The organism is Thioalkalivibrio sp. ALJ2 (assembly GCF_000378325.1).
In the GTDB taxonomy this organism is placed as follows: Bacteria; Pseudomonadota; Gammaproteobacteria; order Ectothiorhodospirales; family Ectothiorhodospiraceae; genus Thioalkalivibrio.
The window spans coordinates 173,922-196,721 of record NZ_KB899556.1 but is presented as its reverse complement, the minus strand read 5'-3'; the positions used below and the strand labels follow the sequence as shown (position 1 = coordinate 196,721).

General features: G+C 65.5%; 22 protein-coding genes. 3 read left to right on the top strand and 19 right to left on the bottom strand.

From position 1 onward, the window contains the following. Window positions 1-2: 2 nt before the first annotated feature. The 8 genes from F468_RS0108165 to F468_RS0108130 form a co-directional block, all read right to left on the bottom strand. Complete coding sequence (locus tag F468_RS0108165) at window positions 3-1,427, bottom strand: HlyD family type I secretion periplasmic adaptor subunit (protein WP_012982711.1); 1,425 nt, start codon at window positions 1,425-1,427, stop codon at window positions 3-5. After that, on the bottom strand, window positions 1,424-3,595 hold the full coding sequence (locus F468_RS0108160; RefSeq protein WP_012982712.1) for a type I secretion system permease/ATPase: 2,172 nt from the start codon (window positions 3,593-3,595) through the stop codon (window positions 1,424-1,426). The genes F468_RS0108165 and F468_RS0108160 overlap by 4 nt, the downstream gene beginning before the upstream one ends. 215 nt (window positions 3,596-3,810) lie before the next feature. Then, window positions 3,811-4,338: a tRNA adenosine(34) deaminase TadA gene (gene tadA, locus F468_RS0108155; RefSeq protein ID WP_018994934.1), complete on the bottom strand. Its 528-nt coding sequence runs from the start codon at window positions 4,336-4,338 to the stop codon at window positions 3,811-3,813. Further along, window positions 4,328-4,831: a glutathione peroxidase gene (locus tag F468_RS0108150; protein WP_018994933.1), complete on the bottom strand. Its 504-nt coding sequence runs from the start codon at window positions 4,829-4,831 to the stop codon at window positions 4,328-4,330. The genes tadA and F468_RS0108150 overlap by 11 nt, the downstream gene beginning before the upstream one ends. Continuing rightward, complete coding sequence (locus F468_RS0108145) at window positions 4,824-5,477, bottom strand: ABC-type transport auxiliary lipoprotein family protein (RefSeq protein ID WP_018994932.1); 654 nt, start codon at window positions 5,475-5,477, stop codon at window positions 4,824-4,826. The genes F468_RS0108150 and F468_RS0108145 overlap by 8 nt, the downstream gene beginning before the upstream one ends. Window positions 5,478-5,479: 2 nt before the next feature. Further along, complete coding sequence (locus tag F468_RS0108140) at window positions 5,480-6,493, bottom strand: MlaD family protein (protein WP_018994931.1); 1,014 nt, start codon at window positions 6,491-6,493, stop codon at window positions 5,480-5,482. Beyond that, on the bottom strand, window positions 6,490-7,269 hold the full coding sequence (locus tag F468_RS0108135; protein WP_018994930.1) for an ABC transporter ATP-binding protein: 780 nt from the start codon (window positions 7,267-7,269) through the stop codon (window positions 6,490-6,492). The genes F468_RS0108140 and F468_RS0108135 overlap by 4 nt, the downstream gene beginning before the upstream one ends. 3 nt (window positions 7,270-7,272) lie before the next feature. Next, window positions 7,273-8,421, bottom strand: coding sequence for an ABC transporter permease (locus tag F468_RS0108130; RefSeq protein WP_018994929.1), 1,149 nt, complete (start codon window positions 8,419-8,421; stop codon window positions 7,273-7,275). 139 nt (window positions 8,422-8,560) lie between these two features. Here F468_RS0108130 and F468_RS0108125 point away from each other — a divergent pair, with 139 nt between their 5' ends. Genes F468_RS0108125 through F468_RS0108115 form a run of 3 tightly spaced genes read left to right on the top strand, consistent with a single transcriptional unit; the run spans window position 8,561 to window position 12,542 of the window. Beyond that, window positions 8,561-9,487, top strand: coding sequence for a MoxR family ATPase (locus F468_RS0108125; RefSeq protein WP_018139360.1), 927 nt, complete (start codon window positions 8,561-8,563; stop codon window positions 9,485-9,487). Next, window positions 9,469-10,503 (top strand): DUF58 domain-containing protein, encoded by a 1,035-nt coding sequence (locus F468_RS0108120; protein WP_018994928.1) that lies wholly within the window; start codon window positions 9,469-9,471, stop codon window positions 10,501-10,503. Before F468_RS0108125 ends, F468_RS0108120 begins: the two co-directional genes overlap by 19 nt. After that, entirely contained in the window at window positions 10,500-12,542 is a 2,043-nt protein-coding gene (locus F468_RS0108115; protein ID WP_018994927.1) for a DUF3488 and transglutaminase-like domain-containing protein, read from the top strand. Before F468_RS0108120 ends, F468_RS0108115 begins: the two co-directional genes overlap by 4 nt. 105 nt (window positions 12,543-12,647) lie before the next feature. Here the strand turns inward: F468_RS0108115 and iscR are convergent, their stop codons facing one another. The 11 genes from iscR to truA form a co-directional block, all read right to left on the bottom strand. Further along, window positions 12,648-13,127, bottom strand: a complete 480-nt coding sequence (gene iscR, locus F468_RS0108110; RefSeq protein WP_018139357.1) for a Fe-S cluster assembly transcriptional regulator IscR — start codon at window positions 13,125-13,127, stop codon at window positions 12,648-12,650. A gap of 298 nt (window positions 13,128-13,425) precedes the next feature. Then, window positions 13,426-14,019, bottom strand: coding sequence for a L,D-transpeptidase (locus F468_RS0108105; protein WP_018994926.1), 594 nt, complete (start codon window positions 14,017-14,019; stop codon window positions 13,426-13,428). Between the two features lie 10 nt (window positions 14,020-14,029). After that, window positions 14,030-15,538 (bottom strand): amidophosphoribosyltransferase, encoded by a 1,509-nt coding sequence (gene purF, locus F468_RS0108100; protein WP_018994925.1) that lies wholly within the window; start codon window positions 15,536-15,538, stop codon window positions 14,030-14,032. 29 nt (window positions 15,539-15,567) lie between these two features. Next, window positions 15,568-16,146 (bottom strand): CvpA family protein, encoded by a 579-nt coding sequence (locus tag F468_RS0108095; protein WP_018139354.1) that lies wholly within the window; start codon window positions 16,144-16,146, stop codon window positions 15,568-15,570. Window positions 16,147-16,240: 94 nt separating this feature from the next. Further along, a complete protein-coding gene (locus F468_RS0108090) occupies window positions 16,241-16,822 on the bottom strand; it encodes an SPOR domain-containing protein (protein ID WP_018139353.1) in 582 nt (193 codons plus the stop codon). 102 nt (window positions 16,823-16,924) lie between these two features. Next, on the bottom strand, window positions 16,925-18,247 hold the full coding sequence (locus F468_RS0108085; protein WP_018994924.1) for a folylpolyglutamate synthase/dihydrofolate synthase family protein: 1,323 nt from the start codon (window positions 18,245-18,247) through the stop codon (window positions 16,925-16,927). An 8-nt stretch (window positions 18,248-18,255) separates the two neighbouring features. Continuing rightward, complete coding sequence (gene accD / locus F468_RS0108080; RefSeq protein ID WP_018139351.1) at window positions 18,256-19,212, bottom strand: acetyl-CoA carboxylase, carboxyltransferase subunit beta; 957 nt, start codon at window positions 19,210-19,212, stop codon at window positions 18,256-18,258. Between the two features lie 35 nt (window positions 19,213-19,247). Beyond that, window positions 19,248-20,081, bottom strand: coding sequence for a tryptophan synthase subunit alpha (trpA, locus tag F468_RS0108075; protein ID WP_018994923.1), 834 nt, complete (start codon window positions 20,079-20,081; stop codon window positions 19,248-19,250). Then, entirely contained in the window at window positions 20,078-21,286 is a 1,209-nt protein-coding gene (gene trpB / locus F468_RS0108070) for a tryptophan synthase subunit beta (protein WP_018139349.1), read from the bottom strand. Before trpB ends, trpA begins: the two co-directional genes overlap by 4 nt. Then, window positions 21,283-21,912 (bottom strand): phosphoribosylanthranilate isomerase, encoded by a 630-nt coding sequence (locus F468_RS0108065; protein ID WP_018139348.1) that lies wholly within the window; start codon window positions 21,910-21,912, stop codon window positions 21,283-21,285. Before F468_RS0108065 ends, trpB begins: the two co-directional genes overlap by 4 nt. 71 nt (window positions 21,913-21,983) lie before the next feature. Then, complete coding sequence (gene truA, locus F468_RS0108060; RefSeq protein WP_018139347.1) at window positions 21,984-22,772, bottom strand: tRNA pseudouridine(38-40) synthase TruA; 789 nt, start codon at window positions 22,770-22,772, stop codon at window positions 21,984-21,986. Window positions 22,773-22,800 lie beyond the last annotated feature (28 nt).

The window sequence follows — 22,800 nt, the reverse complement described above, 5'->3', positions numbered from 1 at the left end:
GCTCAGCGCTCCGTAAAAGCCAGCTCGCCCGCGCGGAGGATCGGCTTCAGCAGGTACTGCAGGATGGTGCGACGCCCGGTGATGATATCCACCTGCGTGACCATCCCGGTCATGATCGGATGCTCCTCGTCGAACCCGGTTTCCTCAGTTCGTACGCGGACCTTGTAATAGGTGTTGCCGTCGTCGTCGGTAATCGTGTCCGGACTGATGTGCTCCACGGTGGCATCCAGGCCGCCGTAGATGGCGAAGTCATAGGCGGTAAACTTCACCTTGGCGTTAAGCCCCGGGCGCAGATAGGCAATATCACGGGGCGATACCCGCGCCTCGATCAGCAATTCGTCCTCCAGCGGCACCACCTCGGCCACCTCGCGCCCAGGCGAGATCACGCCACCGCGCGTGGTGATGAACATCCGCTGCACAATCCCCGCCATGGGTGATCGCACCTCGGACAGCCGCACGCGATCCTCCAGGCCCTCGGTGCCCTCGGCCAGCTCCTGCAGCCGCCCAAGGGTGTCGGCGAGCTCCGAACGCCACTGATTGCGGAAATTCAGCCGCACCTCGCGGATCTTCTCTTCCGCTTCCTCGATCGCGGCGTCCAGACGGGCAATCTGCGCCGTTGCCTGATCACGATCGCCGCGGGCGTTGGAGACCTCGCGGCGCAAGCGCAGGATCTCCACTTCGGATACCGCCCCGCTTTGCACCAGCGGTTCGGTCACCTCCAGCTCTCGACTGGCCAGCTCCAGGGCACGGATGGCCTGGCTGCGGCGCGCCCTTACCTCGTTCAGCTCCTCGCGCCTTTGCCGCATCTGCTCTTCGGCAATGCGAATTCGCGAGCGCAGCTCATCCAGGCTTTCTTCGTAAAGCTGCTGTTCCTGCTCGACGATGGCCTGCGGCCCTTCCTGCAGGTCTGGTGTGATCAGGAACGGGGTTTCCGTCAGCAGCGCCATAAGGCGCGCCCGGCGCGCCTTCAACGCGAACTCGCTCGCCCTCGCCTCGCCCAGGTCGGACAAAAACCGCGTCGGGTCCACACGCACGAGCACGTCGCCCTGTTCCACGACATCCCCCTCGCGCACCAGGACCTCGGAGACCACGCCCCCGTCCATCGACTGCAGCACCTGAAGGTTCTGCGACGGGATCACCCGCCCATCCGCGCGGGCCACCTCGTCAATCTCAGCAACGGAGGCCCAATAAACCAGCAGGCCCAGCGTAATCAGGATCCCGTAGAGGAGCGCGCGGGCGCGGATCGGACGCTCCTGTATCTGCGTCCAGTCGGCGTCCGATGCCCAGTTGCGGTGGTCGCCACCACCCTTGGTCAGCCACGGGCGAAAGATGCGGTCCACCATCGGTGCACCAACCTTTCCGGTCTGATCCATACCGCGGCCAAGCGCCTCGAATCCCTGGCCGTCCCTGCGCGTGCGCTTGCTCATGCCTGCGCCTTGCCCACGCGGCCTTCCCGCAGCGCCTGGATCACCTGCTCCTTCGGCCCGTCGGCCACCACACGGCCCTGATCCAGCACGATGATCCGGTCCACCAGCTCTAGCAGCGAGGTGCGGTGCGTGACGATCACGGTCGTCCGCCCCTGGATGAATTCCGCCAGACGGCGCTTCATGCCCTGCTCGGTGGAGTTATCCATGGAGCTTGTCGGCTCGTCCATCAACAGCATGCTGGGCTCGTGCAACACGGCACGCGCCACACCAACACTCTGCTTCTGCCCTCCCGAAAGCCGGCCCCCGCGCTCCCCGACCTGCAGATCGACACCTTCTGGGTGGGTGTTAATCAGGTCCTCGATCCCGGAGATCGCGATCGCCTTGCGGATCGCCTCGTCGCTGGCCAGAGGATCGGCCGCCACCAGATTCTCGCGCAGGCTCCCGTAGAACAGCGTGACTTCCTGGCCCACATAGCCCAGCGACCGCCTCAGCTCAGCCGGGTCCAGCTGGCGTACGTCAATCCCGTCCACCAGTACCGCCCCGGAGGTCGGCTGATAAAGGCCCATGATCAGCTTGGCCAGCGTGCTCTTGCCCGAGCCCACGCGACCCAGCACGGCGACGTGTTCGCCCGCCTCGATCTTCAGCGAAACCCCCTGCAACGCCGGTGTGGCGGACTCGGGATAGGCGAAGCCGACATTGCGAAACTCGATCGCGCCCTCGAAGCGATCACGACTCAGGAAGTGCGAGTCCGCCGGGCGCTCGACCGGCAGCGCCATGATCTCGTTCAGCGAACCGAGCGCGGTCGAGGCCTGGTGATACTGCATCAGCAACCCGGCGGTCTGGCTGATGGGCGCCATCGCGCGCGAGGAGATCAGGTAGGCGGCAATCAGCCCACCCATGGAGAGATCTCCCTCCATCAGCAGGAACACACCGAGCACGATGATGGCAACGCCGACCGTGTGCTGCGCCCACATTGCCGTGTGCGTCACGCTTGCGGTCAGCAGTCGGTTCTGCGCATTGGTCCGGGCCAGGTGCGTCGTGGCGCGTTCCCAGGTCGCCTGCACCCGTCCCTCCGCCCCAAGGGCCTTGAGCGTCTCGGCACCGGTGAGGCTCTCGACCAGCGTCGAGTTGCGCTGCGCCGCCACGCGATAGCTCTCTTCGGCGAGTCCGTGCAGCTTGCGATGGATCGCGGTGGCATAAAACAGCAGCAGCAGCGCGCCAATGGCCACGGGGATCGCCAGCGGCCAGGCGATCAACGCGATGATGGCGATGAACATGAACGCAAACGGCAGATCCACGAAGGCGATGATCGTCGCCGACGATATGAAGCTGCGGACCGACTCGAACGCGCCAATGTTCGACGCAAACGAACCCACCGAGGCCGGCCGGTTCTCCATGCGCAGTCCCAGCACACGCTCCATGATGTGCGATGAGAGCTTTACGTCCGCGCGCATCGCCGCCTTGTCGACGAAGTGGCTGCGCATGGTGCGCAGGATCAGGTCCGCGATCAGCACGATCACAACACCCGCCGCGAACATGAACAGCGTCTCGGTCGCGTGGTTCGGGACCACGCGGTCGTACACGTTCAGCACGAACAGCGGCATCGCCAGCGCGAACAGGTTGATCATCACCGCTGCGATCAGCACATCGCGATACAGCGGCCGGTTCTCGCGAATCACCCGCCAGAACCAGTGCCCCTTGCTCTCCTTCGAGACCCGCGGTGCGCGGGCATCCATGCGAAACTCGGGCCGCACGTAGATGGCCCGCCCTACGTAGCGCTCTTTCAGCCGTTTCAGCGGCACATCGATGACCGCATCACCCAGCTCGGGATCGATTACTCGGGCCACGCTCTTGTCTTCGTTCCAGCCGACCAACACCCAGGCTTCGTTCTGGTCCAGCAGCAGCAGCGCGGGCAGCAGGTCGTCCTTCAGTCCGCGGGCGTCGCGGGTGACGGTGCGTGTGGTCAGTCCGGCACGCTGTGCCGCACGCGGGACCAGGGAGGGGCACAGCCGCCCGTCGTCCAGAGGAAGACCCGCAAGCGCGGAATCCGGCGTCAGACGCAGCCCGTGCATGCGGGCGATCAGGATCAATCCACCGAGAAGGCTGTCCGAACGGCCCTCCCCATCCACGATCGGGAACTCCGGCTCGCGGTCATCCACATCGCCCATGGACCCCGACTCGGGTGTGCCCGTGGCCGAATCCAGGACAGGATCCCCGCGATCGTCATTGGAAGGAGGCTGGCTAATCGGTACACCCCTGTGGCCGGACACAGAATCTCGGCATCCGCGCGCACTGTTGATGTGCAGAACGTGAACGCCTTCTCATATTTGCTTGATTCTGCGCCCCAACGTACCGCCGGGCAACGCCTTTACATCACGGGGATCTAACGCTTTCGGCGTAGACGAAAGAAATTGCGCAACAGCTCGGCAGAACGCTTCGCCGCCACGCCTTCGATGCATTCCAGACGGTGGTTATGAGCGGGGTGATGAAGCAGGTCGATGGCGCCTCCGGCGGCCCCTGTGCGGGGGTCCGAAGCTGCAAACACCAGCCGCTCCACCCGGGCGTGGATCATCGCCCCCGCACACATCGAACACGGCTCGAGGGTTACGTAGAGCGTGGTACCGGTCAGCCGATAGTTGGAACACCGCTTTCCGGCTCTACGGAGGACTCTAATCTCGGCGTGCGCAGTGGCGTCATGCTCGCCGATCGGTGCGTTGTGGGCGACGGCCAGACAATAACCCTCCGCATCCACCAGAACAGCGCCCACCGGCACCTCGCCGACCTCCGCGGCCCGCTCGGCCTGCGCAAGGGCGACATCCATCCAGTAGGCATGCGCACCGGGTTCCGTGGGCGCCGGACCGCGCTCGCCGGGTTCCATGCTCCGCGCGTCGGACGCGACCTCAGCCGCCATCGCCCGGGCGCGGTGCGGCGAGTGCGCGCTCGATCACGTCGGCCAGGTCCTGCGGCTTGCGCTGGGGCGCAAAGCGGTCGAGTACGGAGCCATCACGACCGACCAGAAACTTGGTGAAGTTCCACTTGATCCCCTGCGTGCCCAATGCGCCGGGGGCCTGCTGCTTGAGGTGCTGGTACAACGGGTGCGCACCCTCGCCGTTCACCTCGATCTTGGCAAACACCGGAAACTCGACCCCGAAACGCACACCGCAGGCCTGTATGGCCTCCGCATCACCCGGCTCCTGCCTGCCAAACTGGTTGCAGGGGAAGCCGAGCACGTGAAAGCCGCGTCCGGCGAACTGTTCCTGCAGTGCCTGCAGCCCCTCGTACTGCGGGGTGAATCCGCATTCGCTGGCCACATTGACGATCAGCAGGACATCCCCGCGATACGTCCCCAGGGGCTGTTCGGTGCCATCCGCTGCCGGTACCGAGAAGTCGAAGACATCAGTCATCGCGCGCCGCCTCGACATCTTCCAGAATCGCGTCTTCCAGATCCGCCAGGACCTCGGCCGTCGCGCGCGACAGAGCCCCCACCAGCTGCGAGGCCGAGCGCCGCTCCAGCGCCTGCTCGGATTCCAGATGCACCAGACGACTGCGATCGCCCTGGCTCAACTGGGCGCGCAGACCCATGTGCCCGGTCCCCGTCACGGCCAGCCCATTGGATTCGACGGCTTCAGCCCCTTCTAGATCACCGTACAGCGCGGTGATCAGGACATGGACCCGCACGGCAGGACGCCCCTGTTCACGCACCGCCGATGCGTTGTCGACCAGCTCCAGCGCGGCATCATTGCGCGTCCAGCGTTCCCGCAGCAGTTGTTCAAGCTGCTCCGACGGCTTCAGGAACCACTCGTTGTAGTAATCCGACTCATACTGGTGATTCCCCAGCCGGTACACCAGCCCATTGCCGGCATAGGCCGGAGCGACCCGGACCGACCCCAGTTCGACGGCCACCGGCTCCTCCGCCGTCCGTGCGGGTGGCTCGTCCGGCAACTCCAACAGATACCAGGAGCGATCGAGCGGCTCGCGGTCCGGCAACAGCGTGCAGCCACCCAGGACCAGCGCGGCGAGCATCAGGATCGGCACTTTCCACCAGTTCATGCTTACTCCTCGTCCATGCGGCTGCGCGGTGGCGGGGCACCGAACAGCGTGCCACCGGGGTTGCGGCGTACATCATCCGACAGGCTGCGCAGGCCCGAGATCGCGCCTTGCAGCTCGTCCAGGGTCTCCAGCAGCTTCGACTCGCTGACATCCATGCCCCGATCCAGTCGCTCGACCATCGAGTCCATGCGCTCGACCAGGCCCGCGACATCGGCAGCCTCGGCCGTACGACGCAGCTCCTGGATCGCCTTGCGAGTCTCGGTGGGCAGTGCCTGTGTGTCCGGGTGGTCCACCAGGGCCTCGACCGACTGCATTACCCGATCGGCCGTGCGCATGGTCTGCTCGAGCTCCGAGATCAGGTCATCAGCTCGCTGGTTCAGCCCCCCAGTGTCCAGACTGGATACGGTGTCGTCGACGGTCACCAGCAACGTGTTCAGGTTCTCGATGGTGCCCTCGATATCCAGCCCGTCGATCCGCTTGAGCAGATTCTCGGCGTACTCCATGAACTGCACGGCGATACTCGGGGACGACGGGATGTAGATCGACCGGGGCTCCCAGTCGTGTTCCAGCGGTGGGTGTTCTTCCGGATCGGAGAAGTCCGCCTCCAGATAGTTCATGCCCGTGATGCCCTGTGCCGCAATGCGCACCCGCAGGCCCGCTTCCACCAGGTTTTTCAGGACTTCCGCCTCGAAATCCTGCTCGCGGGCACTAGCCGCGAAGCGGTCCGGCCAGAGCCGGGCCTCGACCATCACATAGCGCTTGCGCTCGCGCGGGTCCACGTCTTGCTGGTATTCCACCGAGGTAAAGCCCAGATTGGTGATCTCGCCAATCGTCACTCCGCGAAACTTCACCGGCGCACCGATCTCCAGCCCCTGCACGGATGAATCGACGTAGGTCTCGATCGGGATCGATGCGCGAAAGAGATTGCCCGCGGTCATGATGATCAGCGCGGTCACCAGCGCCACCAGACCACCGACGATGAACAATCCCAGGCGAAAATGTTGTCGGGCACTCATGTAGATCTCTCTTCGGAGTCGGCCGAATCGGCCCGCTGCAGGAACCGCTGTACCCACGGGTGATCGGATGTATCACGCAGAGTCGCCGGGTTCCCTTCGGCAACGATGCCCTTGCTTTCCTTGTCGAGCATAATGACCCGGTCGGCAATCGCAAAAATACTGGCCAGCTCGTGGCTGACAATCACGATGGTCATGTCCAGGCTGCGCGCCAGCCGCAGGATCAACTGGTCGAGCTCCGCCGAGGTGATCGGGTCCAGCCCTGCGGAGGGTTCGTCCAGGAACAGGACTTCCGGGTCCAGCACCATCGCACGCGCAATCGCCGCACGCTTTTGCATGCCGCCGCTGATCTCCGAAGGCATGAAGTCCGCGAACTCCCCAAGCCCGACGAGCTGCAGGCGCGCCCTGGCGATCGCGTCCATCGCCTCGCGTGGCAGGTCGGTATGGACCTCCAGCGGCAGCCGGACGTTCTCCAATAGTGTCATGGAGCCAAACAGCGCCCCCATTTGGTACATCACGCCCACCCGGCGCAGGATCGCCTCGCGCTCTTGGCCATCGGCCGTGGTGATGTCGGCACCGGCCACCCAGATGTTTCCCTTCTGTGGCGTGTACAGTCCGATCATGTGCTTGAGCAGCGTACTCTTGCCGCTCCCGGAGCCGCCGAGGATCACGAAGATCTCGCCGCGCTGGACGTCAAAGTCGAGGTCCCGCATCAGCACAAAGTCACCGAACCCCATGGTGAGGTCGCGCACCCTGATGACCGGCTCTGCGTTCGCCACCCGTCAGACCCCCATGTGATAGAAGAGGACGGCGAACAGGCCGTCGAACACCACAATCAGGATGATCGACGTCACCACCGCGCTGGTCGTGGAGATCCCTACGGCAGCCGCCCCGCTCGCCGTTTGCAGCCCGCGCAGGCAGCCCACACCCGCGATCAGCAGGCCGAAGATCACGGCCTTGAACAGCCCCGAGAAGAGATCCGACAGGCTGAGTGCGACGGTCACCTGATTGAAGAACGCCGTCCAGGGGATCCCGAAGCCCTGCATCACCACTGCAGCGCCCAGCAGGCCGATCATGTTCGCGTACAGCGCAAGCAACGGCGCGACCAGAATGCCGGCGAGCACCTTGGGCAACACCAGAAAACGAACCGGGTCGAGCCCCATCGTCTTCAGGGCGTTAACCTCCTCGTTCACCTTCATCGTGCCGATCTCGGCGGCGAACGCCGCCCCGGAGCGCCCGGCCAGCAGTATCGCCATCATCAACGGCCCCAGCTCGCGGAACAGCGAAACCGCCACCAGATTGGCGACGAAGATCTCGCCACCAAACTGCCGCATCGCGATCGCGGACTGGAATGCCAGGATCACGCCCAGCAGGAAGGCAATCAGGGAGACGATGGGCAGCGCCTGGAATCCGGCCGCCTCGGCGACCCGGAAGGTATCGCCCCAGCGAACCTGGCGGGGATGCACCAGCGCCGAACCCAGGGCCCGTGTCAGTTCGCCAATGAACCCGACCTGCGAATAGGCCGCCTGCCCGACTCGGGACACCGCCTCCAGCGACTGGGCCCACAGTCCCCCACGTGTTTCGTGACGTGCCGGTTCAACGGTTTCCAGCTCTCGGTACGGGGTTAGCTGCTCCTCCACCAGGCCCTGGACACCCACCAGCTCCACCTTGCGCCCCACCCGCTCGATATCGCGCTCCAGGGCATGGAGTAACGCCGCCCCGGCACCATCGCAATACTCGAGGTCCCCGACATCCAGCGTCACCGCAGCCTGCGTACCCTGGGCCAGCTCGCGGGCGCGGCGGCGCAGAGGCGACCAGGCCCGCTCCACTGCATGCACGTCCAGCCGACCGGCCAGGTGCAGGCGGGCATCCGGCGAGGCTGTGGCATCATAGTGAAACGTCTGGCCCGAATCGGCGGCCTGCTTGTCCATACTGTCGCTCGTGGGGCAATTGCGGCCATGGTAGCCGCAAACTCACCCGGCACGCGAAGCGGGGCTTAAATCTTTCCCACGCATCACGCTGATCGGTCTGCCCCTTTTCCGCCCGACACCATCCACCACGAGGAGCCCAATGCCCGCGGCCAACGAAGCTCTCCACCAGGTCGAAAGCGCGCTGAACGACATCCTGCTGGGCAAACCCGATCGGGTCCGGCTGGCGTTGACCTGCCTGCTCGCCAATGGCCACCTGCTGATTGAAGACCAGCCGGGCGTTGGCAAGACAACCCTCGCGCACGCACTGGCCGCAGCGATGAACCTCGATTACCGCCGCGTGCAATTCACCAGCGATCTCCTGCCCGGCGATGTCCTCGGGGTGTCGGTGTTCGAACAGAGCTCCGGCGAGTTCCGCTTTCACCCCGGCCCGATCTTTACCCAGGTTCTGCTGGCCGACGAGATCAATCGCGCACCCCCCAAGACCCAGAGCGCCCTGCTCGAGGCGATGGAAGAACGTCAGGCCAGTGTGGAGGGCGCAACCCGCCCCCTGCCCCAACCGTTCTTCGTAATCGCCACGCAGAACCCGGAAGAACAGGTCGGCACACATCCCCTGCCGGAATCCCAGATGGATCGCTTCCTGATGCGCATCGAACTGGGCTATCCCGATGCCCGTGCCGAGCGCGCGTTGCTCGAACGCGGCGGTGGCGCGGCGGCACCCGTTGCCCATCCTGCCCCGAGCGCGATCGTCACACCCGAGGACCTGCAGGGCTGGCAGTCCCGAATTAACCAGGTGCATGCCGAGCCAGTGGTGCTGGACTATCTGCAGGACCTGATACAGGCGAGCCGCGACCGCGCACGCTTTGCCCACGGGCTCTCGCCCCGCGCCGGGCTCGGCCTGCTGCGCGCCGCACGGGCCCATGCCTTTCTCGATGGGCGCGACTACGTCACTCCGGATGACCTGGCGGACGTCCTGCCGGCCGTGTCCGGCCATCGGATCCGAGCCCGCGAACCGGACACCCCCGCACGCACGGTGGAACGGCTGTTGGAATGCGTGCCGGTTCGTTAGCCCTGCACAAGCGCTTCCGATCGCACGGGCAACGCCTGCGTGAAGGCGTGATCCGCTGGATCACGCGGCGCCACCGCGACGATGGCTCGGAGGCGACGCTTGGCCGCGACCGCATCTACATCCTGCCGACCCGGGCCGGTTACACCCTCCTGGCGATCCTCGGGGTGATGCTGCTGGGGGCGATCAACTACTCCAACAACATGGCGTTCCTGCTGACTTTTCTCCTGGTCGGGATCGGCCATAACGCCATCTGGTATACCCATCGCAACCTGCTCGGGCTCAAGGTGTCGGCGCTGCCCACCACACCGGTGTTCGCCGGACAGCCGTTGTCCGTCTCCCTGCGCCTGGAGGATACGCGCGGCCGCGACCGGGAAGCCCTGCACCTGAGCATTGGCGAATACACAAGCGTGCCCGTTGCAGTACCGGCCCGCGGGCAGCAAGTGGCCAGCCTGCCCCTCCCGCCGCTCGGCCGCGGAGTCTACCGGCTACCCCGTCAACACCTGGGCACCCAGTATCCGCTCGGCATCCTGAATGCCTGGAGCTGGCTTGGGTTGGCCGCCGAAATCCTTGTGTACCCGCAACCCGTGGACCCGGGCGCCGCCCATACCGGTCTCGGAGACGAAGCCGGCCCCCAGCGGCGTCAGGAAGCCTCCACACCCGATCACATCCGCCCGTACCGCCCCGGAGACCCGCCCGGCCGGATCCTGTGGAAGGCCCTGGCCCGCACCGGCAAGCTGCACATCCGCGAAACGGTCGCAGGAGGCCGTGACACGCTCTGGATCGACTGGTCCTCCATGCCAGCCAGCGACACCGAGACGCGCCTCTCCATGCTCTGCCACCAGATCCTGGCCGCCGAGGCCGAAGGCCGCGCCTGGGGGCTGCGCCTGCCCGACCAGATCCTCCCGCCCGGACAAGGCCCGGCGCAGCGGGAGCGGGGTCTTCGCGCCCTCGCCGAATTCCGCTTCGAGCCGATCCCCTTGCCGATCCCAGAAACTCCCAGGAGAACGAAGGAGTGAACCGCGCAGGCCAGCACCGATCACCGGAACTACGAGGCCTGGAACTCGCCCTCCTGGCCCTGCCGGTGGCCGCGCTCCCGCATGCCTGGCACCAGCCACCATGGGTGACGTTGCTCGTGGCGGCCGCCATCCTGCTGCGGACCTGGCTCCATCTGCGCGACCGCAAGCCGCCCGCCCTTGGTTTGATGGCTCTTCTGGCCGCGTTCGCGGGGGCAATGACCTTTCTGCAGTACGGGACCCTGTTCGGGCAGGAGGCGGGTACCGCGCTACTGCTGGTCATGATGGCCCTCAAACTGCTCGAGACCCGTAACCGGCGGGATATCGTGATCGGCCTATTCCTTGGCTACTTCGTGGTCGTCACGACCTATTTCTTCGATCAGTCGCTGCTGATCGCCGCCTGGTCCCTGCTGTCCGCCTGGCTGCTGACCGCCGCCCTGGTCCAGGTACACGCCGGACGCGCCCTCGAACGGTGGCGTCTGGCGAAGCAGTCCGGCTGGATGATCGTCCATGCCCTCCCGTTCATGCTGATCCTGTTCCTCGCCTTCCCGCGGGTTCAGGGACCACTCTGGGGCGATCCGCAGCGTGACGAGGTGGCCACCACGGCCCTCTCGGGCGAGCTGAATCCCGGCGACATCGCGGAACTCCTGCAAGACCAAACCACCGCGATGCGCGTCCAGTTCCACGACACCGTGCCACCGCCCCCAGCCCAGTACTGGCGTGCACTGGTCATGACGGACTTTGACGGGCGGCGCTGGCAGGCCGAAGGCGGCCAGTCCAGCATCGAGGTCCCGGAAGCCGACGCCCCGGACAACGTGGTGGCCTATACCGCCACGCTGGAACCCACCCGTGTGCGTTACCTGCCGGTGCTCGACTATCCCGTTTCGCTGCCGGATAACGCCGAGTACCGCGACAACCATCAGGTCATACGCGATCGACGCATCGTGAACCGCATCCAGTACGACGCCGAGGCCGACCTGTCGCGCCCACCGGGTGGCGAGGAAGCCCTAAGCAGCTCCGCCCGTGAACGCGCCCTTGAACTCCCACCCAGCGCAGCCCCTCGCTCCCGTGCCGAGGTCGCCCTCTGGCGCGCCACGCATGGCGATGATGACCGCGCGATCATCCAGGCCGCCCTGGATCGCTTCGCCGCCGCCCCCTATCGCTATACCCTGCAGCCCCCCACCCTCGCGGGGGATGTCACCGACCAGTTCCTGTTCGAAACCCAGGCCGGTTACTGCGAACACTATGCCTCCGCGTTCGCCGTGCTGATGCGCTCGGCGGGGATCCCGACCCGCGTGGTCACGGGCTACCAGGGCGGGGAATGGATGCAGCGGGGCGAATATCTGCGCCTGCGAAACGCCGACGCGCATGCCTGGAACGAGGTATGGCTGGATGGCGAGGGCTGGATTCGCGTCGACCCCACCGCGGCGATCGCTCCGGAGCGCATCGAGGCCGGTATTGGCGGCCTGACCGGTGGCGAGGGCGAATCCGTGCCCGATTTCCTGCGCCGTGACGGGCTGGGCTGGGTGCAACAGCTTCGGTTTGGGTTCGAAGACTGGCGCGATTTCGCCCGGTTCCGCTGGGAGAGCTGGGTGCTGGCATTCGATCCCGAGCGCCAGCGCGAGCTCTTCGCGCGTTTCGGGCTCGACGCAACGGACTGGCGCGACATCGTCACGGCACTGGGCGCGGGGTTTGGGCTGCTGGCGGTCGCGGCTCTGGCCTGGGCCGGCTGGCGCCGACCTCGTCGTCCCCTCGACGCAGCGGATCGACTCCTGCAACGCCTGTCCCGTCGCATCGAACGCCAACAGACGGGACTCGGCCGCCACGCACACGAGCCCGTCGTCACCTGGACCCGACGGATCAAGGCTGCACGGCCCGATCTCGCGCCCATCGTCGACGCCTTCGCCGAGCACTACAACCTGGCCCGCTTCGCGCCCGCGCGGCCCGACGACCGGGCCGGACATCTGATGGCCCTGCGCCGCCTGGCTGCATCCGACCTTCGGAAGCCACCCGTCGGCCAGCCTGCACCGCGGACGACATAGGATGCGCCAATGGAAAAGGCCCGGCCGGATTCAGCACCCGGTCGGGCCTTCAGGTCTTGCGCAGCGGCGCCGGGAGCCCCGGGCCGCTGGGTCGTCCGGCCGCTATCAGGCCGCGTCGTTACGGAAGATGAAGTGGTGCCGCGCGCCGCGGCGCTCATCCTGACGACGAGCGACCTTCTGCACTTCCGGACGGTTGGCAAACTGCGCCAGCGTAATGCCGTCGAGGAAGTCGTACAGCTGCTGGCTCAGGTCATCCCACAGCTCGTGCGTCAGGCAGCGTTCGCCATGCTGGCAGTCCTTGTGACCCTTGCAACGGGTCACGTCGACTGATTCATCGACTGCCGTGATGATGTTGGCAATGCTGATCTGGTCCGCACGCTTGGCCAGGCGGTAACCGCCGCCGGGCCCCCGCACGCCTTCCACCAGGTCAGCCTTGCGCAGCTTTGCAAACAGTTGTTCCAGATAGGACAACGAGATGCCCTGGCACTGCGAGATGTCGGCCAGGGTCACCGGTCCGACCCGATCATGGATCGCGAGATCCATCATGGCGGTCACCGCGTAGCGGCCCTTGGTTGAGAGTTTCATGTCTTAAAGCCTCCGAGAAACCGTGATCGTGCGTGTCGAGGTCGACATCCATTCACAGATTCGAATCCGTTCACCTTTCCTGACAATCATAGTCAGGAATAATTCCCTTTTTACCTGACAGTTGTTGTCAGGAATAATTCCCTGATTGTATCAGGCGATTGCCGCGAATTCACGTACGCCAAACGCAGGTTATTGTGAGAGCCGTCTGATGCTGACGGAGTTCCCTCGGAAATTGTTAGAAAATTAGGGATTTCTGGATCACGCCGAACGCGAGCCGCGCTGGGCCGCCGGACGTGTGCTAAACCGGAAGGATACGACCGGTTTCGTAATCCGGGCCGTTCAGGATCACGACGAGGGTCCCCACCGGGAGGCGAGGAAACAGTTCGATGACCTCGTCGTTGCGCATACGTACGCACCCTACGGAGGCCGGCTGGCCGATCCGCCCCTCTTCATCCGTACCGTGGATGTAGATGTAGCGGTGGTAGGAATCGATGCTGCCCCCACGATTGAGGCCAGGCTCCAGGCCCTCGAGCCAGAGGATGCGCGAGGTGATGTTGTCGCGCTGGCTGCGCTCGCCTTCGCCGGTCAGGATCTCGGCAATCTCGCCAGTGTTCGCGCGCGCCCGGAACACTGTGCCGCGCTCGGCACCATCGCCGAAGCGCTCGGCAATGCGATGCAGCCCCAGCGGCGTCTTGTACGTGCCATCCTGGTTCCCGATGCCTCGCTCGGAGGTCGAGACATCGAAGATTTCCGTGACCTTGCCGTCTTCCCACACGTACAGGCGCTGCTGGTCCACGCGCACCACGACCGCCGGCAAACCTTCGCCGCTTCCCGCCTGTTCCCGCGCCGCTTCCACGACCGGTTCGATCCACTGCAAACTCGGCAAGGTCACTACTCTCTCGTCACTTCTTGTTGGCCAGATCCAGCACCTCGCCCGCCACGGGCGTATTCACCAGTCCTTCGCCCCGCAGCGAGGCCAGATACTCGAGGTAATCAGGGGGCAATCCAGTCACGTACTCGCCGGTAAACACGGAGCAGTCGAAGGTCTCGATGTTTCGGTTCCCCCGCCGCACGGCCTTTTGCAGATCTTCCAGGTCCTGGTAGATCAGGCGGTCGGCGGCGATCGCCTCGCATACTTCCTGTTCGTCTCTGCCATGGGCAATGAGTTCATGCGCCGCGGGCATATCAATCCCGTAGACATTCGGATAACGCACCGGGGGCGCGGCGGAGGCGAAGTAGACCTTCCGGGCCCCGGCCTCGCGGGCCATCATGACGATCTCGCGCGAGGTGGTTCCGCGCACGATCGAGTCGTCCACCAGCATCACGTTCTTGCCCCGAAACTCCAGCGAAATCGCGTTGAGCTTCTGGCGTACCGATTTCCGCCGCTTCGTCTGGCCCGGCATGATGAACGTGCGGCCGATGTAGCGGTTCTTGATGAACCCCTCGCGATACTTGATGTTCAGTTCGTGCGCCATCTCCAGCGCCACGGTGCGGCCGGTATCAGGGATCGGCACGATCACGTCAATGTCATGATCCGGCCAGATGCGGCGGATCTTCTCGCCCAGCGCGGTGCCCATGCGCATGCGCGCGCGGTGCACAAACACGTTGTCGATCACCGAATCGGGCCGGGCAAAGTACACATGCTCGAAAATGCAGGGGTTGAGCTGGGTGTCCTCGGCGCAGACGCGCGTCGAGACCTCGCCCTCGGGGGTAATGAACACGGCCTCGCCGGGCGCCAGGTCGCGTTCCAGCTCGAAGCCCTGGGACTCGAGCGCGGCGCTCTCGGAGGCAACCATCCATTCTCGCCCGCCCTCCTCGGCTTCACGCGAGCCATAGACGATCGGACGGATACCGTTCGGGTCGCGAAAGGCCAACAGGCCGCGCCCGGCGATCATCGCGACCACGCCGTAAGCGCCCTTGGCGCGCTCGTGCACGCGTTCGACTGCGTTAAAAACGGAGTCGGCGGTCAGGCCGTTATCCAGATAGCGCAGGAGCTCCTGCGCGAAGACGTTCAGCAGAATCTCGGAGTCGGAATCCGTGTTGATATGCCGGCGATCAGTCGCAAACAGGGCCTGTTTCAGTTCGCGGGCATTGATCAGGTTGCCGTTATGCCCCAGCGTAATACCGAACGGGGAGTTCACGTAGAACGGCTGGGCCTCGGCAGAACTGGAGCTCCCGGCGGTCGGATAGCGCACATGACCAATGCCCATGTTGCCGATCAGCCCCTGCATGTGCTGGTCGTTGAATACATCCCGCACCAGGCCGTTGTCCTTGCGCAGGTGCAACCGACCCTCGTCGTCGCAGGTCACGATCCCGGCGGCATCCTGCCCGCGGTGCTGCAACACCAGCAAGGCATCATAAAGCGGCTGATTCACCGGGCCACGCCCGACGATTCCGACTACTCCACACATACGGCTCAGGGCTCCATCAAGGCGATCGACTAGAGATCTTCGGCGGGGGGTTCGGGTTGTGGTGCCGGCGCATCATCGGCAGGGGCATCCGGAGGCGGTTCTACAGGATCGGAGGCCAGCAGCTCACCAATCTGTTCCTGCCAGCCCTCCGGCAATTGCGCGATCATCCAGTCGACCAGACGCTCGAACTCGGGGATCAGGCGGCTGTTTTCCCACCAGCCCTCCTCGGGCATCAAGGTCAGGGACGCAGCGAAAACCAGCACGGCGACCAGTACCACCCCGCGCAGCAGACCAAAGATTACGCCGAGCGAGCGGTCGGTACCCGTCAGGCCACTCCCGCGTACGAGACGATTGGCCAGCACTCCGAGAATGCCGCCCACAATGAGGACCCCGATGAAGATCAGCGCGAACCCCACGCCCAAGCGCAAAGTGGCATCCGACAGCGCCTGCGGCAGGACTTCGGCAACCTCGGCGGCATGTCGAATACCCAGCCAGATGCCCACAATCCAGGTCGCGAGCGAGAACGACTCGCGCACGAAGCCACGAAACAGACTGATAAGCCCCGAGACAACGATCAGGGCAACAATGACCAGGTCGATCCAGTTCACGCGCGGCGGACTTCGGGTGCGAAAAGGCTGCGTAGTGTACCGCAGCGAATCGCAATTCGCAGGCGCTCGCCCGCGCTTGTGGAATGCCCGGGCCTCACGGGAAGGTCACCACGATGCCGGTAATATCGAGCTCGTCCTTCAGCTGCTCGCCCAGCTTCTGGGCCTCGTCGCGCTGCGCCACCGGTCCAACCTTGACTCGATAGATGCTGCGCCCCTCAGCCTCCGACTCGTCGATGAACGCCGGCAAGCCGGCCTCGCGCAAGCGCGCCTCCTCCTCGCGCGCATTGTCTCCGTCCCGATAGCTGCCCACCTGGACAGCCCAGCCGGCCTCGATCGCCCTGGACTCCGGAGCGGCTTCCACTGGTTCGGGGATCGGCCCATTGTCCTTGTCAGCTGCGGTCTCTCGACCCTCCTCGCCGTTCTCCAGCGCATGCAGGTCAGCAATTCGGCTCTCCCCTTCCCCCTCACGCTCGGGTCGCGGAGGCGTTGCCTCGCGTTCGGAAGGAAGCGCGATATCGGGTGCGGCGAAGGTCGGGGCATCGGGGACCGGGTCATCGATACCACTCATGTGTTCATAGCCCGCGCCATCAAACAGCCACGGGAGAAAGATCACGGCGATCACGATCAGGATCACCGCGCCTGTGAGGCGAAAGCGAATGGGATTATCGGTGGTCATGCCATGTTCGCATTGGGGTCCCGTGCGTCGGGTCTTCCCAGCGACCTTACGCCGCACGCGCCCGCCCGGGCAAGGCGAATGATCCGCTTCAGCCTCGCCATGTCACACTCCCTCCGCTACCGCTGAGTCCGGGAGTGACTCTCTCAAGGCCGCAGCAGCCAGCTTCGGTGCCTGTTCAAGGACCGCAGCCACCGTGTGAAACGAGCCGAATACGACGCAACGACCCTGTGAACCTGCCGATTCGGCGGCCTGTTTCAAGGCCTGCTGGATATCGCCAGCCGGACGGACCCCGGACTGACCCACCTGTTCCAGCTCCCCGGCCAGATCGGAGGCAGGAAGGGCCCGAGGGAGATCGAGCGGTACCGGAATCCAGATATCGATTAGCCCATCCAGGTCGCGCCACATGGCACTGCGATCCTTGTCGGCCATCACCGCCACCAGCGCAACGGTCGGGCCTGCCGACGGGTTCTCGCGCAGCCAGCGGGCGAGCTCGGCGACGGCCTGGGCGTTGTGCGCCACATCCAGCAGCCAATCGGGCGGGCCATTCAGGCGCTGCAGACGGCCCGGCGGGCGCACCTTCAGAGCCCGCTCCATTGTGGCCGCACTCAGCCCGGCGTCCATGCCAAGCGACTCGACCACCGCCAGCGCGGTGGCGGTATTTGCCAGCGCCGCACCACTCAGCCCACGCGCCAGCGGGACATTCCACTCGACCTGGGCCCCATTCCAGCGCCAGACGAGCCGCTCCTGTTCAACCAGCAGGTCGAAATCGCGGCCCAGGCGGACGGTACGACACGCAAGCGCCTGGGCATGGTCCAGCACACTCTGGGGAGGCGACAACTCGCCGAGCACCACGGGGCGCCCCGCACGCATGATGCCGGCCTTCTCGTGCCCGATCACCTCGCGCGAATCACCGAGCCAGGCCTGGTGGTCGAGATCGACGGCGGTAACCGCCGCCACATCCGCATCCCAGATGTTCACAGCATCCAGCCGTCCACCAAGCCCGACCTCCAGCACCTGCACGTCGACCCGAGCCTCACGGAAGAGCCAGGCCGCAGCCAGGGCTGCAAACTCGAAATAGGTCAGCGAATCGTTACCCCGAGCCTGGTCGATCGCCTCGAATGCCCGGCACAGGTCTGCGTCCGAAGCCGGGCGGCCGTTCAAGCGGATACGTTCGTTGTACTGGAGCAAATGAGGAGAGGTGAAAAGCCCGACATTCAGGCCCTGGGCCTGCAACAGCGCTGCCGTGCGCGTGGTGACCGTGCCCTTGCCGTTGGTCCCCGCGACAATGACCGTACGGCGCGTCCCTGGACCACGCAGCCCCAGCCGATCGGCGACCAGGGCGATGCGCTCCAGGGTGAGGTCCATCCCCACCGGGTGCAATCGCTCCTGGAAGGCCAGCCATTCAGCCAGTGTGGCGTAGCGCACGGATGGAGTCAGGTAGAGCGCGGGGCATCCGTCGATTCGCCGGTGTCCTCCGCACGAATCACTTCCACCTCCGGCTCTTCTTCCTCGACCGGAGGCGCCTCGGGGGCCGGGGCCGGCCCGTGCGTCAGCATGCCGAGCACAGAGGCCAGACGACGGCGCATCTCGCCGCGTTCAATGATCATGTCGACCGCACCGTGCTCGAGCAGGAACTCGGACCGCTGAAAGCCCTCCGGCAACGTCTCGCGGACGGTCTGCTGGATCACGCGCGGACCGGCAAAACCGATCAGGGCGTTGGGTTCGGCGACGTTGATATCGCCGAGCATCGCAAGGCTCGCGGAGACGCCGCCCATGGTGGGGTCGGTCATCACCGAGACGAACGGGATACGTTCCTCGCGCATCCGCGCCAGCACCGCGCTGGTCTTGGACATCTGCAGCAGCGAGAACAAGGCCTCCTGCATCCGCGCCCCGCCAGACGCACTGAAGCAGACCAGCGGAATGCGCTGCTCCAGAGAACGGTTGGCACCGCGGACAAAGCGCTCGCCCACCGCAGAACCCATGGACCCGCCCATGAAGCGGAAATCAAAAGCGGAGGCCACCAGCGGGCGCCCCATCAGCTGGCCCTGCATGACGACCAGCGCGTCGCGTTCGCCGGTCGACTTCTGCGCGGCGACCAGACGGTCCTTGTATTTCTTGGAATCGCGGAACTTCAGGACGTCGGAAGATTCGATCTGAGCGGCGATTTCCTCGCGCCCCTCCTGATCGAGGAAGGTCTCCAGACGACGCCGCGCGCTCATGCGCCGGTGATGCCCGCATTTCGGGCAGACATCGAGATTGCGTTCCACCTCGGGGCGGTACAGCGTGGCGTCGCAGCCCTCGCAGCGCACCCACAGCCCCTCGGGCACGCCCCGCTTGCTGCTGTTGTCGGTACGGATGCGCGAAGGCATCAGTTTTTCAAACCAGCTCATCCTGAATCCCTTAGTCCTGCGAGCGCCGCATTCTACTACACCGACGCCTCGACGCCGGACGCGCGCACGCGGTCCATCTCCACGCGCATCCCCGCGACGACCTCGGACGCGGCATGAGCGAAACCGACCGGGTCACCGTCAAATTCCTCGGCGAGACGCACGATCGCGCTGCCCACGACCACGGCATCGGCCACGCGCGCGACCCGCCCGGCCGTCTCGGCGTCGCGAATTCCAAAACCCACACCCAGCGGGAGATTCGTATGCTGGCGAATGGCCTCAAGGCGCTCGGCCAGCGCGGAGGTATCCAGCGTCTGCGAACCAGTCACGCCCTTGAGCGACACGTAGTAGATGAACCCCCGCCCCGCGCGCGATACATGGGCAATGCGTTCGTCCGAGGTCGTGGGCGCCACCAGGAAGATCGGCGCGATCTGCGCGTTTTCCAGCAGCCCCGCGACGTCGTCGCATTCCTCGGGCGGCAGGTCCACCGTCAGCAGGCCGTCCAGCCCCGCCTCACGGGCCTTTTCGGCAAAAGTCTCGTAACCCATCCGCTCGACCGGGTTCAGATAGCCCATCAGCACCACCGGCGTCTCGGGATCGGTCTTGCGAAACTCGGCGACCATGCCCAGCACATCCCGCAGGCTCGTGCCGTAGCGCAGCGCCCGCTCGCAGGCCTTCTGGATCACCGGCCCATCCGCCATCGGGTCGGAGAACGGAACCCCCAGCTCGATCAGGTCCGCACCGGCCTTCACCAGCGCATGCATCAGCGGCACGGTGGCGGCCGGCTCCGGGTCTCCCGCGGTCACATAGGGCACCAGCGCAGCACGGTTCTCCGACCGCAGCTTGGCAAAACGTTGCTCGATGCGAGTCATAGCGTGATTCCTTCGCGTTCCGCCACGGTGTTGAGGTCCTTGTCACCCCGGCCCGACAGGTTGACGATGATGCTCTGGTCCGGGCGCATGGTCGGGGCGAGCTCCAGGACATGCGCGATGGCGTGGGAGGTCTCGAGTGCCGGGATGATGCCCTCGGTACGGGTGAGCCGATGAAAGCCCTCCAGCGCCTGGTCGTCGGTCACGGCGACATAGCGCGCACGGCCCGTATCCTTCAGCCAGGCGTGCTCAGGTCCGACGCCCGGATAATCGAGCCCCGCGGAGACCGAGTGCGTCCCGACGATCTGCCCATGCTCGTCCTCCATCAGGTAGGTGCGGTTGCCATGCAGCACGCCCGGCTGCCCCGCACAGAGCGGAGCCGAATGCCGGCCGGACTCGATGCCCGCGCCCGCGGCCTCGACGCCGATCATTTCCACGGACTCGTCATCCAGAAACGGATGGAACAGGCCGATGGCGTTGGAGCCCCCACCTACGCAGGCCACTAGGGCATCCGGCAGCTTGCCGGTCATCTCCAGGTGCTGCTCCCGCGCCTCACGGCCAATCACGGCCTGAAAGTCCCGCACCATGGCCGGATACGGATGCGGACCCGCGACGGTACCGATGATGTAGAAGGTGTCGTCGACATTGGTGACCCAGTCGCGCATCGCCTCGTTCAAGGCGTCCTTCAGCGTGCGCGTGCCCGATTTCACCGCGACTACCTCGGCCCCTAACAGACGCATACGGAAAACGTTCGGAGTCTGGCGGCGCGTGTCCTCCTCGCCCATATAGATCACGCATTCCAGCCCCAGGCGCGCGGCCACGGTCGCGGTGGCCACGCCATGCTGGCCGGCACCGGTCTCCGCGATGATGCGGGTTTTGCCCAGGCGCTTGGCCAGCAGGGCCTGACCGATGGTGTTGTTCACCTTGTGCGCGCCGGTGTGGTTCAGGTCTTCGCGCTTGAAGTACACCTGCGCCCCGCCCAGCTCCTTCGACAGGCGCTCGGCGTGGTAAAGCGGATTGGGCCGCCCGACGAACTGCTTCAGATCATGGTCCAGCTCTGCCATGAAATCGGCATCGCCCATGTACTGCTCGTACGCCTTTTGCAGCTCGTCCAGCGCACCCATCAGCGTCTCGGACACAAAGCGCCCGCCATAGGGCCCGAAATGCCCGCGGGCATCCGGGAACGCCGCCCAGTCGATCTTGCTCATTCGTTCACCTCGCATTGGCGCACGGCCTTGACAAAGGCCTCCATGCGCCGTGCATCCTTGATCCCCGGGCCACTCTCGACCCCGGAGCTTACGTCGACCCCGTACGGGCGCAGGTGTTCCAGCGCCTCGCGTACCGAATCCTCGTCCAGCCCCCCGGCCAGCAGCCAGGGCCGGTCCAGCCCGTCGGGCACCGTGTCCCAGTCGAACCGGTGGCCGGAACCGCCACTACGTCCGGCTCCATGGCTGTCCAGAAGAAAGCCCTGCGCCTGGGGGTGGGCGTCCATCACCGGCCGCGGATCACCCGTCTCGTTCATCGACACCGCTTTGAGATAGGGGTACCCGAAACGCGCACATTCCGTTGCCGATTCATGACCGTGGAACTGCAGGCAGTCCAGGCGCACCCCGGAAAGGATCTCCTCGACGCGCGCCGGCTCCGGATCCACGAACAGCCCCACCGTCGTCACGAAGGGCGGCAGCGCCGCAGCGATCTCCGCCGCCTGGTCGGGCTCGACATAACGGCGGCTGGGCGGATGGAACACCAGGCCAATCGCGTCGGCCCCGGCACGCGCCGCGGCCACCGCCTGCTCCGGCGTCGTGATCCCGCAAATCTTTACCCGATAGCGCATCCCGCTCCGGCCTCATTCATCAAGCGCCAAAGCCTACCAGAACCGCGGCCCGCGACCCCTTTCCCGCACAATCAGATCGCCCCATTGCCGGGGATCCCTTCCAGCATCGGCCCCTCGGCACTGGGGAGAGCGAACTCGGGCGGATAGTCGACGTGCACGAAATAAAGCCCCCCGGCCGGCGCCGTGATCCCCGAGACGCGCCGGTCGCGGGCCGCAAGAATCCGTGCAGCCCAGCCCGGCTCTTCGCGCCCGTCGCCGATCGCCAGAAGAACCCCGGCGATGTTGCGTACCATGTGATGCAGGAAGGCATTGGCATGGATATCCAGAATCACATACGAACCCCGCCGCTGGACCGCAATCAAGTGCACCTCCCGGATCGGCGACTTGGCCTGGCACCCGGCGGCGCGCAAGCTGGAAAAGTCGTGTTCGCCCACGAAGACCTGCGCCGCGTCGTGCATCCGCGCGGCATCCAGCGGACGGCGCCACCAGGCCACCCGCCCCGCTTCCAGTGCAGGCCGCACCGCTCGATTCGCGATCACATAGCGATAGCGGCGACCGAATGCCTTGAAACGCGCATGAAAGTCTTCAGCGACCGGCTCGGCCCAGCGCAGGGCAATCCCGTCCGGTAGGCGACTGTTTACACCCAGCACCCAGGAATGCCGCTCCCGCACCGCCGAAGTGTCAAAGTGCGCCACTTGAGCGGTCGCATGCACACCCGCGTCCGTGCGCCCCGCGCAGCTGAGCTCGATCCCGTGATTCGCCACGAAACTCAGCGCCGCTTCCAGATGCCCCTGCACGCTGGGGCCGTCTTTCTGGCGTTGCCAGCCCAGCAGCCCACGCCCGTCGTACTCGACCCCCAACGCCCAGCGCTGACAAACCGTTCCAGGC